We start from the raw sequence: 14,538 nt of genomic DNA, 5'->3' as shown, positions 1-14,538 counted from the left end.
GTTCCCGGGCGACACCCTTGAGCCATGCTCATGGAAACTCTCGGACAGTTGGACCCATATCTGGTCGGTGCGGTGCTGCTGGCGGTGCTGGCGCTGGACGGTTCGCTGCTGATCGGAGTCGTGCTCCCCGGAGACGCGGCGATCATCGTGGCGGGAACCGCGCTGACCGGCCCCTCCGAGGTCGCGCTCGTGGCGGTCGCCGGGGTGGTCGGGTGTCACCTCGGCGCCACCGGCGGCTGGCTGATCGGCCGGCGGTACGGTTCGCTCGTCCGCCACAGCAGGGCCGGACGGTGGATCGGCGAACACCGGTGGGCCCGCGCCGAACGACTGGCCACGGGCGAGGGCAGCGGCCCCGCCCTCGCCGCCGCCTATTTCCTGCCCGTGGTCAACGCGCTGACCCCGGTCCTCGCCGGGACCCTCGGCATGTCGTACGGCCGCTTCATCCGCTGGGCCCTGGCCGGCAGCACGGTGTGGGTGAGCGCCTATCTGGTGCTGGGCTCCGTCGCCGGCGAGTTCGTCCGGAACAACGAGCACCTGATGGTGCCGGTCGCCGGATGCGTCGCCGTCGTCGTCGCGGGCCTCATCGTGATCAGCCGACGGGCCCGCGCGAACAGAGAAATGGAGATCAGCGAGCCGGCTGGTTCTCGAACTCCGGAGACCGCTTCGCGACCGCTTCAGTGATCTCGCGGGCGATGTCCTGCGAGGTCAGCCCGATCTCGCCGAGGATCTTCGCCCGCTTGGCGTGCTCCAGGAAGCGCTGCGGGATGCCGTAGGTGCGGACCGGGACATCCACGTCGGCGTCGCGCAGCGTCCGGGCGACCGCGTCGCCGACGCCACCCACCCGGCCGTTGTCCTCGACCACCACGACCAGCTTGTGCGCGCGGGCGGCCGGCACCAACGCCTCGTCCAGAGGCTTGACCCAGCGCGGGTCCACCACGGTGGCCGAGATCCCCTGGGCGTCGAGCAGGGCGGCGGCCTCCAGGCACAGCTCGGCCATCGGGCCGACGGACACGATGAGCACGTCGGACGGCACGTCGAGGTCGCCCGTGCGCAGCACGTCCATCTCGCCGAGCCGGCCGACCGCCTCGATCTCGGCGGACACCGGCCCCTTGGGGTAGCGGAGGACGGTGGGGCCGTCGTCGACCTCCACGGCCTCGGCCAGCAGCTCGCGCAGACGAGGCTCGTCACGCGGGACCGCGATGGACAGGCCGGGGACGACCTGCAGGATCGACAGGTCCCACATGCCGTTGTGGCTGGCGCCGTCGTCGCCGGTGACGCCCGCCCGGTCGAGCACGACCGTGACCGGCAGCCTGTGCAGGGCGACGTCCATCAGGAGCTGGTCGAAGGCCCGGTTGAGGAAGGTGGCGTAGAGGGCGACCACCGGGTGGAGCCCGCCGAGCGCCAGTCCGGCGGCGCTGGTCAGAGCGTGCTGCTCGGCGATGCCGACGTCGTAGAGGCGGTCGGGATAGGCCTGGGAGAACGGGATCAGACCGGTCGGGCCGAGCATCGCCGCGGTGATCGCCACGATGTCCTGCCGCTCGGCGCCCAGCCGTACGATCTCCTGGCTGAAGACGTTGGTCCAGCCGTGCGGCTTGGGCTTCTCCTCGCCGGTCAGCGGGTCGAAGACCCCGGGCGAGTGGAAACAGTCCTCGTCGTGGTTCTCGGCGGGCGAGTAGCCGGCGCCCTTCTTGGTGAGCACGTGCACGATGACCGGGCGGCGGAACCCGCGGGCCTTGCGCAGCGCGGTCTCCACGGCCTGCTCGTCGTGGCCGTCGACCAGCCCGATGTATTTCAGGCCGAGGTCCTCGAACATGACCTGCGGGGCCAGGACGTCCTTGATGCCCTTCTTCACGCCGTGCAGGGCGTCGTAGACCGGAGGGCCGAGCACCGGGACCTTGGTCAGGTTGCCCTTGACGAAGTCGAGCATGTTCTCGTAGCGCTCGGTGGTGCGCAGCGAGGCCAGGTGCGACGCGAGCCCGCCGATGGTCGGCGAGTAGGAGCGGCCGTTGTCGTTGACCACGATGATCAGCGGCAGATCCTTGTGCGCCGCGATGTTGTTGAGCGCCTCCCAGGCCATGCCGCCGGTGAGCGCTCCGTCGCCGATCACCGCGACGACCGCGCGATCGGACTCGCCACGCACCTTGTAGGCCTTGGCCAGGCCGTCGGCGTACGACAGCGCGGTGGAGGCGTGGGAGTTCTCGATGACGTCGTGCTCGGACTCGGACTGGCTCGGGTAGCCCGACAGGCCGCCCTCCTGGCGGAGCGTGTCGAACTGCCCGGCGCGACCCGTGAGCATCTTGTGGACGTAGGCCTGGTGGCCGGTGTCCCACAGGATGCGGTCGTGCGGCGAGTCGAAGACCCGGTGGAGCGCGATCGTCAGCTCGACCACCCCGAGATTGGGCCCCAGATGGCCGCCGGCGCGGGCCGTGGAGCTGATCAGCAGGTCCCGGATCTCCACGGCGAGCTGTGGAAGCTCGTCGGCGGACAGGAGTTTCAGGTCCCGTGGCCCCTTGACCGACTCCAGAAGACTTCCAGGCTGCCCGGTCCGCTCGCTCACGGAATCATCCCCTCTGTCCAGTCATCGTCGAAACGAGTGTAGTTCGCGCGGAGGGCGCTGCCTCCAAGAGGTGAGATCCTGCGCGCTTTATCCACACTTGCCCTAGCCTTTTCCTCACAATGGACACCCTCCCCCCCAGGCGACCATCGTCACTGCTCCTCGCCTCTTTAGTCTTCCTGGTGGCGGCCGCGGGAATCGTCATCATCGCCACTCCGTCCTCCACCCCCTCCAGCGCCCCACCCGCCGCCGAGGCGGCCCCGCCCGCCTCCAAAGTGGTCCCACCCCCCGCCAAGGCCCCTTCCGCGGCCAGGGTCCCCCTCGCCAAGGAGCGGGCGGCACCGAGCGGTCGCGCCGCCGCGACCGCGAGCCCCCTCTACCGGGTCGGCGCGATGCCCAAGGTCAGATGCCGGGCCGGGCAGATCCAGCCGGGGAACGCGGCTTCCTACCGATCCTTCATGACCGGCGTGAACCGGTGCCTGAACCTGGCCTGGAGGACCCAGTTCAAGAAGGCCCGGCTCCCCTTCTCCCCGCCGAAGCTCCGCTTCGTGACCTCCCAGGTAAGCAGCCCCTGCGGCCGCTGGCCCACCGGAGCGGGCGGTTATTACTGCTCCGTCAACCGCACCATATACATCGGGGTGACCCGCAAGATCTTGAAGGACGCGTACGGCCCCAACCACGCCCAGTTCATGGCACATGAGTACGCTCACCACGTACAGCAGCTCGCCGGCATCCTGCCCTACTACGGCCAGAGCTCCTGGCACGCCAAGCCGTCCGCCAGGCTCGCCCTCTCCCGGCGCCTTGAGCTCCAGGCCGACTGCCTGGCCTCAGCCTTCCTCCGCGAGGCCGCGGGCAGCCTGTCGGTCACCCGGCAGCACTGGGACGCCATGGTCCAGTGGATCTCCGCCAATGGCGACAAGACCTGGCCGCGCAACGACCACGGCAAGGGCCGCAACCAGGCCTACTGGATGGAACGCGGTTTCGCGTCCGGCTCCCCCGCCTCGTGCAACACCGGGCTCGCCTCTCCGCGCAGTGTCAGCTGACACCCCCGATCACCCGGCCGGCGTGGCCACCCTGCCCGCGCAGCTTATTTCCGCTTTACCCCGGCTTACGGGCTCCCATAGGGTTTGATCATGCGTCCCCCCATCATTGCGCTGCTGTGCGGCGTGCTGGCGAGCGTGTTGTTCACCGGTACGGCGAGCGCGGGCATCACCGAGCGGAACGGGCCGGTGCCCACCGGCGCCGCGGCCCTGATTCACAACCCGATCTACAAGACCGGGAAGCTCGACCCTGGAACGTGCCAGCAGGAGGAGTCGCTCAGCCCCGGCGATCGCGAATCCGCCCGGGTCTATCTCGAGTTCGTCCTGGACTGCCTCAACGACAGCTGGCGGCAGCAGCTCACCAAGGCCAAGCTGCCCTTCACCAAGCCCAGGTTCGAGACGACCTCCCGCCTCGGCTTCCCCACGGGCTGCGGCCCGTTCCCCAAGGACGCCCAGGCGCTCTACTGCTCCCGCAACAACAAGATCACCTTCTTGCTCAGCCCGGGGATCCTCTCCCAGGCGAACGAACTGTTCCTGTTCCAGACGATGGCCCACGAGTATGGCCATCACGTGCAGCAACTCACCGGGATCATGCGGACGTACGCCTCCCGGAAGTACAGGACCGAAAAGGAGTTCCTCGCCGAGGTCCGCAAGGTCGAACTCCAGGCCGAGTGCCTGAGCGGCGCCTTCACCGGCAGCGTCTGGCGTTCCCTGAACCGCCGCCCCTCGGACTTCACCTACGTCCTGAGCTACGCCCGCAGCACGGCCAGCCACGGCAGGGGCCAGAACGTCGCCTACTGGCTGACCCGCGGCTTCGAGCAGGAGAGCCCCGGCGCCTGCAACACCTTCTCCGCGCCCAAGTCCAAGGTCGCCTGACCACAGCCCGAGCTCGCCCGACCACCACCCGCCGGACAGACCACCCGTCGCCGTTTGTGCGCGACGGGTGGTTCTTTTTCCCACCCGGTGGAACCGCCGCCACCCCGGCCGACTCGCGGACGCCACTCCGAACCGATCACGAGTGGCAAGTCGTTCGTGACCGTGCGTAGTCTGGTGCTGCCACCTGAGCGCCCTCCATGGTCACGAAACCGCCGGCTCTGGCTCCCCCTACTGTTCGACTGCGAGGAGAGATGACATTGGACGCGAACGTGGAAACGCGGGTAAAGGTCGTGGAGGGCGAGATCGTCACGCTCCGCGAGGAATCCAGGGAACATCGAGCAACCTCGGCGGCGATCATGGTCGTCCTCAGTGATCTCCGCACGATCACGAACGATCTCCGTACAACCACCAACGAGCTCCGTACGACCACCAACGAGCTCCGTACGACCACCAACGAGCTCAAGGTCGGCCAGGAGGAACTCCGTAAGTCCACCGACGAGCTCAGGATCGGCCAGGCCGAGATCCGGGAGGAAATCGGCACACTCAGACGCTCCGTCGGGAACCTTGAGGTCTCGATGAAGCGGGTCGAGGGTGACGTGGCCGAGGTCAAGGCCGGGCACATCGAGCTGCGCAACCTGGTCGCCGGCCTGATCAGGTAATGCGCGACGGCCGGCGGCGCCTCGGAGACCCGGGGTGCCGCCGGTCGGCGGCAGGCACGGGACCGCGCATGAGGACGGTCCCGCCCGGAGGTGCGAGAACGGCGAGGCCACCGGATCCGGCCGGACGAGGGCGGCGGGCGAGAGGCCCGGCGGGAGGGTCAGGAGCCGGCGCGGGCGAGGACTTCGATGGGGTCGGCGAGCACCTGGGCGAAGGCCAGTTCGGCGGCGCCGACCAGGGTGGCGTCATCGCCGAGGGCCGAGGTGCGCAGGCGCAGGTTGTCGCGGCAGGTGGGGAGGGCGTCGACGGCGAGGCGGCTGCGCACCTGGGCGGCGGAGCCGAGATAGATCTCGCGGAGCATGCCCCCGAACACGACCATCTCGGGGTTGAAGATGTTGACCAGGTTGGCGACGCCCAGACCGAGCCAGTCGCCGACGCGGCTCAGGGCCGCCTGGGCGCCGATGTCGCCGCGGTCGGCGGCGTCCACCACGGCACGGACCGCGTCCCTGCCGACGCCGGAACCGAAGAGGCCGGCCGACTCCAGCAGTGCCCGCTCCCCCACTTCGGCCTCCAGGCAGCCGAGCGAACCGCACCCGCACGAACGGCCCTTGGGGTTGACGACCATGTGCCCGACCTCGCCGCCGAAACCCCCGTGACCGCCGAGCAACTGGCCGTTGACGATCACGCCGCCGCCGATGCCGACGTCGCCGTGGAGGTAGACGAGATCGCGGCAGCCGACGCCGACCCCGCGGGTGTGCTCGGCGAGAGCGGCGAGATTGGCGTCGTTGCCCACCATGACCGGCAGGCCGAACGCCAGTCTGCGGGCCATCTCATCGGCGAAGGGCACGTCCACCGCACCCATGTTCGGCCCGAACCTGACAACGCCGTCACCGCGGGCCACTCCCCCGGAAAAGGCGGCCGCCACCCCGACGCACACCGTGTCGGCCCGGGTCTTGCGGTGCATCTGCCGCGCGAAGGCGGCCAGCGGCCCGACGATCTCGTCCAGGGAGAAGGTGCCGCGTCGCCGTACCGTCTCTCGCCGGTCCAGGATCGTGCCGCCCAGGCCGACCCGGGCGGCGACCAGCCGGTCGACGCCCACGTCCAGGGCGAACACGTAGACCCGCGCCGACTCCGGACGCACCACCAGGGACGGGCGCCCTGCCCTGCCCGTCTCCCTGGGGAGCTCCTCCCTGACCAGGCCCGCGGCGGTCAGGTCCGCCGTAAGGGCCATGATCGTACTGCGGTTGAGCCCCATCCGGCTGGTGAGTTCCGCGCGCGAGGTCGGCCCGCTCAGATGGACGTGGCGGAGCAGAGCACCAAGATTGTGGCGCCGGATCTCCTCTTGGGAGGGGCCTGCCCGCATCGCGTGAGATTCCTTCGGTGGATCGAGGTCGCTGATCACCTTAGACCAGTGGCGGCCGCCCGCTTGCGGGACAGCGCGTCCACCATGGCGGCCAGCAGCAGGACCGATCCGGTGACCATGAACTTGATTCCGGCGCTGTAGCCCATCAGGCCCATGCCGTTCTCAATGATCGCGACCACGGCGCCGCCGAGGACGGCGTCCAGCACCCGGCCCTTGCCGCCGAACAGGCTCGTGCCGCCGATGACGGCGGCGCCGACCGCGTAGAGCAGCACGTTGCTGCCACCGGTGTTGGGGTCGACGGAGCTGGCCCGGGAGGCGGCCATGATGCCGCCGACCGCGGCCATGGAGGAGCAGATCACGAAGGCGCTGATCTTCATCCGGTCGACGTTGATGCCCGCCCGGCGCGCGGCCTCGGCGTTGCCGCCGACCGCGTAGAGATGGCGTCCGAACGCGGTACGGCGCAGCACGAACGTCAAAACCACCAGCAGCACCACGATGATGGGCACCACGATCGGCACGCCCGCGAGCGACACGACCGCCGCGTTGCGGCTGCGTTCCAGGTTGAGGAAGTAGACCGCGAGCCCGCCGAGCAGGGCGAGGGCGGCCACCCGGATCGCGATCAGTGAGATCGGGTCGAAGGTCAGGCTCCGGGCGGCGCGCTTGCGGGCGCGCAGAAGCTGGAGCCCCGCGTAGGCGGCGACTCCGACGGCCAGCAGGATCCAGCCCAGCACGGGCGGGAGGTTCTTGTTGGCGATGGCGAGGATCGTCTCATCGCGGATGGCGATGATGGTGCCGCCCTGGACCAGCAGCAGGACGAGTCCCTGGAAGGCCAGGAAGGCGGCGAGCGTCACCACGAAGGACGGGATGCCGAGCTTCGCGACGATGGAGCCGAGCGTGGTGCCGATCACCACGCCGGTGAGGATGGCCGCGCCCACCGCGACGTACCAGGGCAGTCCCTGATTGCTGAGCATGATCGCGAGCACCGCGGCGCAGACCCCGCTGGCGAAGCCCGCCGACAGGTCGATCTCGCCGAGGAGCAGCACGAAGACCAGGCCCATGGCGATCACGGTGACCGCGGCGCCCTGGGTGAACAGGTTCGCGAAGTTGCCGTTGGTCAGGAAGGCGGGACGCAGGATGGCGAAGATCGTACAGAGCACGACGATGCCGAACACGGCGGGCAGCGCACCCATGTCGCCACCGCGGACCCGCTCGGCGTAGCCGCGGACGTTGGTCCTGATCGAGGGTGACTCGTGCGTACGCTTCGGGGAAATCGTGGCGGTCATACGGTGACTCCGTTGGTGAGGCCGAGGTCCCCGCTGCGGCCAGAGGTGATCAGTTCGACGACCTGCGCGTGGGTGACGTCCGAGGTCTTCACCTGGGCCGCCATCCGGCCGAGATAGAGGGTGGCGATCCGGTCGGACACGGCGAACACGTCGTTCATGTTGTGCGAGATCAGGACGACGGCCAGTCCCTGGTCGGCGAGGCGACGGACCAGCTCCAGCACCTGCGCCGTCTGTGCGACGCCCAGTGCGGCGGTCGGCTCGTCGAGGATGACGACCTTGCCGTTCCAGAGCACGGCCTTGGCGATGGCCACGGTCTGCCGCTGCCCGCCGGAGAGGCTGGCGACGAGCTGGCGGATGGACTTGACGGTCCTGACCGACAGGCTCTCCAGCGTCCTGGCCGCCATCTCCTCCATCGTGTCCTCGTCGAGGACGAGTCCGCGCTTCTGCTCGCGGCCGAGGAACATGTTCTGGACGATGTCGAGGTTGTCGCAGAGCGCGAGGTCCTGGTAGACGATCTCGATGCCCAGGGCGCCGGCGTCGCGAGGGCTGTGGACCTGGACGGCCTTGCCGTCGAACAGGTAGTCGCCGGAGTCGATCGGGTAGATCCCGCCGACACACTTGACGAGGGTGGACTTGCCGGCGCCGTTGTCTCCGACCAGCGCGGTCACCTCTCCGAGATGGACGGAGAAGTCGACGTCGTGCAGGACCTGTACGGGACCGAAACTCTTGTCGATCCCACGAAGTTCCAGTACGGGGGTCATTAGGTGCTCCCTGTGTTCATTTCCCGTAGCGAGGCCCGGGCGCCTGAGGCCTGTGCCTTCCCTCGTGGCTCGGAAGTGCTCGTGACGCGCATTTCCTCGTCCCTCGGGGCACCGTGACCGCACCCGGGCGCGGGGGCACGACCGGCGGAAGATCACCGGCCGTGCCCCCCTCAGCGCGTTACTGGATTCCGGCCTCGGTGCACTTGGCGGCGAACTCGCCGGTGCACAGCTCGTCCTTGGTCACGAAGCCATCCGCGACGACGTCCTTCACGCTGTCGAAGAAGATGGGCTGCGGGTCGAGGAGAACGGCGGGCACGTCGGCGCCGCTCTCGGTGTCCTTGACCGTGGCGGGCGCCGTGGGCTTCTCACCCTTGGCCAGGCCGATGGCGAGCGCGGACGCCGCGTCGGCCTCCTTCTTGATCGCCTTGTAGACCGTCATGCACTGGTCGCCGGCGAGGATGTTCTGCAGTCCCTGCACGGTGGCGTCCTGGCCGGTGACCGGGACCTTGCCGTTGAGGCTGTTCTTCTTCAGCACCGCGATGGCGGCGTTGCCCAGGCCGTCGTTGGCGGCCAGCACGCCGGCGATCTTCGGCTGCTCGGTGAGCATCTGCTCGAAGATCGTGCCCGCCTGCGCGTTGTCCCAGTCCGGAACCGACTGGTCCGGGCCCGCGACATACTCCTTGGAGTCGTACTTGGGCTTGAGCACGCCGTCATAGCCGTTCTTGAACAGCGTGGCGTTGTTGTCGGTGGGCGAGCCGTTGAGCTCGGCGATGATCGGCTTGTCGGCCTTCTTGTCCGTCAGGCACTTGACCAGGCCCTCACCCTGCAGGGTGCCGACCTTGGTGTTGTCGAAGCTGACGTAGTAGGAGGCGCCGCCGTTCAGCGTCAGGCGGTCGTAGTCGATGGTCGCCACACCCTGGGCCTTGGCCTTGTCGAGCACAGCCTTGCCGGTGCCGCTGTCCAGGTTGACGATCATCAGGACCGTGGCGCCGTTGGTGATCATCTGGTCGGCGATGGTCTGGAACTGGGTCTTGTCACCCTGCGCGTTCTGGATGTCGTAGGCGACACCCGCGGCCTTGAAGGCCTCCTCCAGATACTTGCGGTCCGCGGTCTCCCAGCGGGCGGAGGACTTGCTGTCCGGCAGGATGACGCCGACCTTGCCGGCGACGGCGGCGGGGGCGGACGCGCTTCCGGAGGACGCTGCGTCGCTCGGGGCAGCGGTGGTGGCACCATCGCCCCCGCAGGCAGTGAGGCCGAGGGTCATTACCGCGGCGGCGGTGGTCAGGCTGAGGATCCCCTTGCGCATGATGCACGGGTCCTTTCTTCGAAAAAGGTGGGGGGTCTGGGAGTGCGGCATGCCGAATTCACGGGGACGGCGCTCCGGGTCTCGGCTCACCGTTCCGTTGAATGTTGTTTGCGGCAACGTATTCCGCTGTTGGCCTGGAACACCAGACCCCCTGCAGGTAAAGTTTGTTGTGGCTGGTAACAATCCAGAAACGCACTCTTAACCCCAGGTGCTCTGTGCGACCAACAACAGAGCGGATACCCCGGCCAGCACGAGAATCGTGCCTCTGACCAGCCCACCGTCCAGAAAGCGCCGCAACGGCCTGGATGCCAGAAAGCCCACGACAAGAAACGGGATCAGCAGCGCCCCGGATGTCAGCGCCTGCGCGGGGAGCTTGCCGAGGAGCGCGAGAATGCCCAGCGACCGGTGTGGCGGGGAATCCGGCCGAAACGCAGAACCGCCCGGAGGGATGGTGTCCCTCTGGGCGGCTCTGGTTTTCGGGGTGTTCCCCCGATGCGGGCGGGAGCTTGCGTACGGCCCCGCCCCCCTGCTCAGCTCTTGGCGAGCAGGGAGCGCAGGACGTACTGCATGATGCCCCCGTGGCGGTAATAGTCCGCCTCTCCGGGGGTGTCGATGCGCACGACGGCCTGGAATTCCTTGTCGCCCGCCCTGACCGTCACGGTCTGCGGGGTGCCGCCCTTGTTGAGCTCCTCGACCCCGATGACGTCGAAGGTCTCCTCACCGGTCAGGCCCAGCGACTGCGCCGTCTGGCCCTCGGGGAACTGCAGCGGCAGCACGCCCATGCCGATCAGGTTGGAGCGGTGGATGCGCTCGTAGGACTCGGCGATGACGGCGCGGACGCCGAGCAGCGCGGTGCCCTTGGCAGCCCAGTCGCGCGAGGAGCCGGAACCGTACTCCTTGCCCGCCAGGACGACGAGCGGGATGCCCGCGGCCTGGTAGTTGGCGGAGGCGTCGTAGATGAAGGACTGCGGGCCGCCGTCGAGGGTGAAGTCACGGGTGTAGCCGCCCTCCACGCCGTCGAGCAGCAGGTTCCTCAGCCGGATGTTGGCGAAGGTGCCGCGGATCATCACTTCGTGGTTGCCGCGGCGGGAGCCGTAGGAGTTGAAGTCCTTGAGCTCGACGCCGTTCTCGCGCAGGTACTGCGCGGCCGGGGTCCCGGACTTGATGGAGCCCGCCGGGGAGATGTGGTCGGTGGTGACCGAGTCGCCCAGCTTGGCCAGCACCCGGGCGCCGGAGATGTCGGTCACCGGCTCCGGGGAGGCGGGCATGCCGTCGAAGTAGGGAGGCTTGCGGACGTAGGTCGAGGTCGGGTCCCACTCGAAGATGTTGCCGGTCGGGATCGGCAGCGAGCGCCAGGTCTCGTCGCCCTCGAACACGTCGGCGTAGTCGTGCAGGAACATCTCGCGGTCGATCGAGGAGGCCACGACCGCCGCGATCTCCTCCTGCGACGGCCAGATGTCGGCGAGGAACACCGGCTTGCCGTCCGAACCCACGCCCAGCGGCTCGTTGTTCAGGTCGAGGTCCATGGTGCCCGCGAGGGCGTAGGCGACGACCAGCGGCGGCGAGGCCAGGTAGTTCATCTTGACTTCGGGGTTGATCCGGCCCTCGAAGTTGCGGTTGCCCGACAGCACCGCGGTGACCGCGAGATCGCCTGCCTGAATGGCCGTGGAGATCTCCTCCTGCAGCGGGCCCGAGTTGCCGATGCAGGTGGTGCAGCCGTAGCCGACCAGGTTGAAGCCGATCTTGTCGAGATACGGCTGGAGGCCGGAGCGCTCGAAGTAGCCGGTGACGACCTGCGAGCCGGGGGCGAGGGAGGTCTTGACCCACGGCTTGCGGGTCAGGCCCTTGTCCACCGCGTTCCTGGCGAGCAGCGCGGCGCCCATCATGACAAACGGGTTGGAGGTGTTCGTGCAGCTGGTAATGGCCGCGATGGTCACCACGCCGTGGTCGATCTCGAAGCTCGTGCCGTCGGCCAGGGTGACCTGGACCGGGTTGCGCGGCCGGTCGCCGTTGAGGCCGGGGGCGTGCGGCTCGTCGCCGTTGCCTCCGTGCGAGATCGACGGGGAGTCGGAGGCCGGGAAGGACTCCTCGGAGGCCTCGTCCACCGGGCCCGGGACGCTCGGGGCGTAGTCCTTGACGGCCGCGCGCCAGGCGCTCTTGGCGTCCGACAGCGCGATGCGGTCCTGCGGGCGCTTGGGACCGGCGATCGACGGGACGACCGTGCTCAGGTCCAGCTCGATGTATTCGGAGAAGACCGGCTCCTCGCTCGCCGGGTCCAGCCACAGCCCCTGGGTCTTGGCGTAGGCCTCGACCAGGGCGACCTGCTCCGCGGGGCGGCCGGTCAGCGTGAGGTAGTCGATCGTCTGACCGTCGATCGGGAAGATCGCACAGGTCGAGCCGAACTCGGGGCTCATGTTGCCGATCGTGGCCCGGTTGGCCAGCGGCACGCTGGCCACGCCGTCGCCGTAGAACTCCACGAACTTGCCGACGACGCCGTGCTTGCGCATCATCTCGGTGATCGTGAGCACCAGGTCGGTGGCGGTGGCCCCCGCGGGGAGCCTGCCGGTCAGCTTGAAGCCGACCACGCGCGGGATCAGCATGGAGATCGGCTGGCCGAGCATCGCGGCCTCGGCCTCGATGCCGCCGACGCCCCAGCCGAGAACGCCGATGCCGTTCTCCATGGTGGTGTGGGAGTCGGTGCCGACGCAGGTGTCGGGGTAGGCGGTCAGCACCGCCTCGCCGTCCTTGCCGACGCCGCGCGTCATGACGACGCGGGCCAGGTGCTCGATGTTCACCTGGTGCACGATGCCGGTGCCCGGCGGGACGACCTTGAACTCGTCAAAGGCGGTCTGGCCCCAGCGCAGGAACTGGTAGCGCTCGCGGTTGCGCTCGTACTCCTTGTCGACGTTGCGCTGGAAGGAGTCCTGCCCGCCGAAGAAGTCGACGATAACCGAGTGGTCGATGACCATCTCGGCCGGCGCGAGCGGGTTGATCTTGGCGGGGTCGCCGCCGAGGTCGCGGACGGCCTCGCGCATGGTCGCCAGGTCCACCACGCAGGGAACCCCGGTGAAGTCCTGCATGATCACGCGGGCCGGCGTGAACTGGATCTCCACACTCGGCGTGGCCGCGGGGTCCCACTGGCTGAGGGCACGCACGTGGTCGGCGGTGACGTTCGCGCCGTCCTCGGTGCGGAGCAGGTTCTCAAGAAGGATCTTCAGGCTGTACGGGAGGCGTCCCGACCCCTCGACGGCGTCCAGCCGGTAGATCTCGTATCCCGCGTCACCGACGCGGAGCGTGTCACGGCTGTCAAAACTGTTCGCGGACACGGTTCGCCTCCCTCATCACCCTGGTGTCTGGCGCGCCGGTACTGAAGGCGCAGTTGAATCCTGCCGCACCGTCGGAGTGCCCGAGTCTGTTAGGTATGCCTAACTCGACGGCCACCTGCGGATCGCAGCGGATGTCTCGATATCAAGATATCCCTACAGATATCTCGACATCAAGTTACTCGCCAGTAAACTCACAGGGGGGCGAGGCGGAAGTACAGCAGCCCGAGAACGACGACCGAGAGCACCGGGGCGAGGAACTTCTGCTCGAACTTCTTGCCCGTCTTGATCCCGATCTTCCACGGCAGCAGCCAGTTCTGCTGGAGCGGCCACAGCACCGGGCAGCCCTTCTCCGTGCAGCAGTCTCCTAGGACGTGGATGAGACATCCGACCGCGACCGCCAGCCCCAACCAGGCATAACCCACGTTCTCACTGCGGAAGACCACGAACAGTCCGGCGGTCATGCCGATGTTGAGGATCGCCGAGGAGAACTTCTTGCCCGGGATGCCGATCCCGATCGATCGCAGCGACAGACCGATCAGCAGCACGACCATGATGTCGCGGCCGATCATGAAGTTGCTGGCCAGATAGTGGGTGCCGAACCCCATGGCGATCGCGAACGCCAGCGAATGCGTGGCGTTGCGGTGACCGCCGCTCAGCCATGCCACGACCTTGCTCAGTCCCCAGGTGATCGGCCCGAAGGTCTGCGCGATCGTCGCACTGGGATGGTCCAGGTCGGGCAGCATCGCGGCCCCGGCACAGACGATCGCCCCGGCCACGAACTCGGCCGGCGTGAGCGCGTTCACCATGATGCCGGTCTCCGTGAACCTGGAGGTCTCGGTGAGCAGCGGCAGGGCCGCCAATGCGGGCGCCACACCCAACCAGGCGATCGCTCCCGTCAGCGCGTGCGTATGCCCCATCATCGCTCAAACACCACCATCAAGATCACCCCGGGCGACTCTACGGCAAAGCCTCCTCCGGGCGGAGGACCGTGCCATTTTGCAGTATCGGTGCGTCGCCCAAGCGAGATCAACTCGCCACGGTGGCACTCTTTGCTCTTCCCCGGTTTCGCGGTCATGCGAGGGGACAAGGGCCTGTCTCGATCCGTCCGCCCGTCCGCGTGCGTCTCGCCTGGTCCGGCCCTTCGCGACCGCGCCGGCGGCGATTGCCGGCCGCGAGGACGGCGGTCACGGGGTGATCACGAATGTCTCTGCGGACGGTCTCCATGGACGGAGAACGGATGAGCCCGGCGATCAGTGCCGCCGATCAGGAAGGGTGGCGGTCCCCGGCGTCGGCAAGATCCCGGCCGATGCGGCCTTCGCCCGGAGAGAGTCGCGATCCACCGAAGATTCTTCGGTGGATCGGCGTCAGAGTC

At 68.4% G+C, this 14,538-nt stretch carries 11 protein-coding genes; 4 read left to right on the top strand and 7 right to left on the bottom strand.

Annotated features, from left to right (window positions below; translation table 11 throughout):
* Window positions 1–24 precede the first annotated feature (24 nt).
* Entirely contained in the window at window positions 25–681 is a 657-nt protein-coding gene (locus CHC08_RS07030) for a DedA family protein (RefSeq protein ID WP_089206360.1), read from the top strand.
* On the opposite strand, the gene dxs is transcribed toward CHC08_RS07030, so the two are convergent.
* Window positions 626–2,557 carry a 1-deoxy-D-xylulose-5-phosphate synthase gene (gene dxs / locus CHC08_RS07025; protein WP_089206359.1) on the bottom strand — a complete coding sequence of 644 codons (1,932 nt, stop codon included), beginning with the start codon at window positions 2,555–2,557 and terminating at the stop codon, window positions 626–628. The genes CHC08_RS07030 and dxs overlap by 56 nt on opposite strands.
* A 179-nt stretch (window positions 2,558–2,736) precedes the next feature.
* Between dxs and CHC08_RS07020 the strand changes: the two genes are divergently transcribed.
* The 3 genes from CHC08_RS07020 (at window position 2,737) to CHC08_RS07010 (ending at window position 5,129) form a co-directional block, all read left to right on the top strand.
* Entirely contained in the window at window positions 2,737–3,597 is an 861-nt protein-coding gene (locus CHC08_RS07020) for a neutral zinc metallopeptidase (protein WP_089206358.1), read from the top strand.
* A 90-nt stretch (window positions 3,598–3,687) separates the two neighbouring features.
* The gene (locus tag CHC08_RS07015) at window positions 3,688–4,470 is read left to right on the top strand and encodes a neutral zinc metallopeptidase (protein ID WP_089206357.1); all 783 of its coding nucleotides are present in this window, start codon (window positions 3,688–3,690) and stop codon (window positions 4,468–4,470) included.
* A gap of 251 nt (window positions 4,471–4,721) precedes the next feature.
* A complete protein-coding gene (locus CHC08_RS07010) occupies window positions 4,722–5,129 on the top strand; it encodes a hypothetical protein (protein ID WP_143653130.1) in 408 nt (135 codons plus the stop codon).
* A gap of 158 nt (window positions 5,130–5,287) precedes the next feature.
* On the opposite strand, the gene CHC08_RS07005 is transcribed toward CHC08_RS07010, so the two are convergent.
* From CHC08_RS07005 to CHC08_RS06980, 6 genes are all read right to left on the bottom strand, one after another.
* Complete coding sequence (locus tag CHC08_RS07005) at window positions 5,288–6,490, bottom strand: ROK family transcriptional regulator (protein WP_089206355.1); 1,203 nt, start codon at window positions 6,488–6,490, stop codon at window positions 5,288–5,290.
* Between the two features lie 35 nt (window positions 6,491–6,525).
* Window positions 6,526–7,773 carry a sugar ABC transporter permease gene (locus CHC08_RS07000; RefSeq protein ID WP_089206354.1) on the bottom strand — a complete coding sequence of 416 codons (1,248 nt, stop codon included), beginning with the start codon at window positions 7,771–7,773 and terminating at the stop codon, window positions 6,526–6,528.
* Window positions 7,770–8,534 carry an ATP-binding cassette domain-containing protein gene (locus CHC08_RS06995; RefSeq protein ID WP_089206353.1) on the bottom strand — a complete coding sequence of 255 codons (765 nt, stop codon included), beginning with the start codon at window positions 8,532–8,534 and terminating at the stop codon, window positions 7,770–7,772. Before CHC08_RS06995 ends, CHC08_RS07000 begins: the two co-directional genes overlap by 4 nt.
* Window positions 8,535–8,712: 178 nt before the next feature.
* The gene (locus CHC08_RS06990; RefSeq protein ID WP_089206352.1) at window positions 8,713–9,840 is read right to left on the bottom strand and encodes a sugar ABC transporter substrate-binding protein; all 1,128 of its coding nucleotides are present in this window, start codon (window positions 9,838–9,840) and stop codon (window positions 8,713–8,715) included.
* Between the two features lie 530 nt (window positions 9,841–10,370).
* The gene (locus CHC08_RS06985) at window positions 10,371–13,166 is read right to left on the bottom strand and encodes an aconitate hydratase (protein WP_089206351.1); all 2,796 of its coding nucleotides are present in this window, start codon (window positions 13,164–13,166) and stop codon (window positions 10,371–10,373) included.
* Between the two features lie 191 nt (window positions 13,167–13,357).
* Window positions 13,358–14,086, bottom strand: coding sequence for a metal-dependent hydrolase (locus tag CHC08_RS06980; protein WP_089206350.1), 729 nt, complete (start codon window positions 14,084–14,086; stop codon window positions 13,358–13,360).
* Window positions 14,087–14,538 lie beyond the last annotated feature (452 nt).

It is taken from the genome of Streptosporangium subroseum (genome assembly GCF_900188345.1).
Taxonomy (GTDB): domain Bacteria; phylum Actinomycetota; class Actinomycetes; order Streptosporangiales; family Streptosporangiaceae; genus Streptosporangium; species Streptosporangium subroseum.
Note: the sequence above shows the minus strand (reverse complement) of the source record. Positions and strands in the feature narration are given on the sequence as shown.

What these genes read in the sequence shown, in the direction of transcription:
- CHC08_RS07005 (WP_089206355.1), bottom strand. Translation starts at nt 6,490, where the DNA reads ATGCGGGCAGGCCCCTCCCAAGAGGAGATCCGGCGCCACAATCTTGGT.
- CHC08_RS07030 (WP_089206360.1), top strand. Translation starts at nt 25, where the DNA reads ATGCTCATGGAAACTCTCGGACAGTTGGACCCATATCTGGTCGGTGCG.
- CHC08_RS07015 (WP_089206357.1), top strand. Translation starts at nt 3,688, where the DNA reads ATGCGTCCCCCCATCATTGCGCTGCTGTGCGGCGTGCTGGCGAGCGTG.
- CHC08_RS06995 (WP_089206353.1), bottom strand. Translation starts at nt 8,534, where the DNA reads ATGACCCCCGTACTGGAACTTCGTGGGATCGACAAGAGTTTCGGTCCC.
- CHC08_RS07000 (WP_089206354.1), bottom strand. Translation starts at nt 7,773, where the DNA reads ATGACCGCCACGATTTCCCCGAAGCGTACGCACGAGTCACCCTCGATC.
- CHC08_RS06980 (WP_089206350.1), bottom strand. Translation starts at nt 14,086, where the DNA reads ATGATGGGGCATACGCACGCGCTGACGGGAGCGATCGCCTGGTTGGGT.
- CHC08_RS06990 (WP_089206352.1), bottom strand. Translation starts at nt 9,840, where the DNA reads ATGCGCAAGGGGATCCTCAGCCTGACCACCGCCGCCGCGGTAATGACC.
- CHC08_RS07010 (WP_143653130.1), top strand. Translation starts at nt 4,722, where the DNA reads ATGACATTGGACGCGAACGTGGAAACGCGGGTAAAGGTCGTGGAGGGC.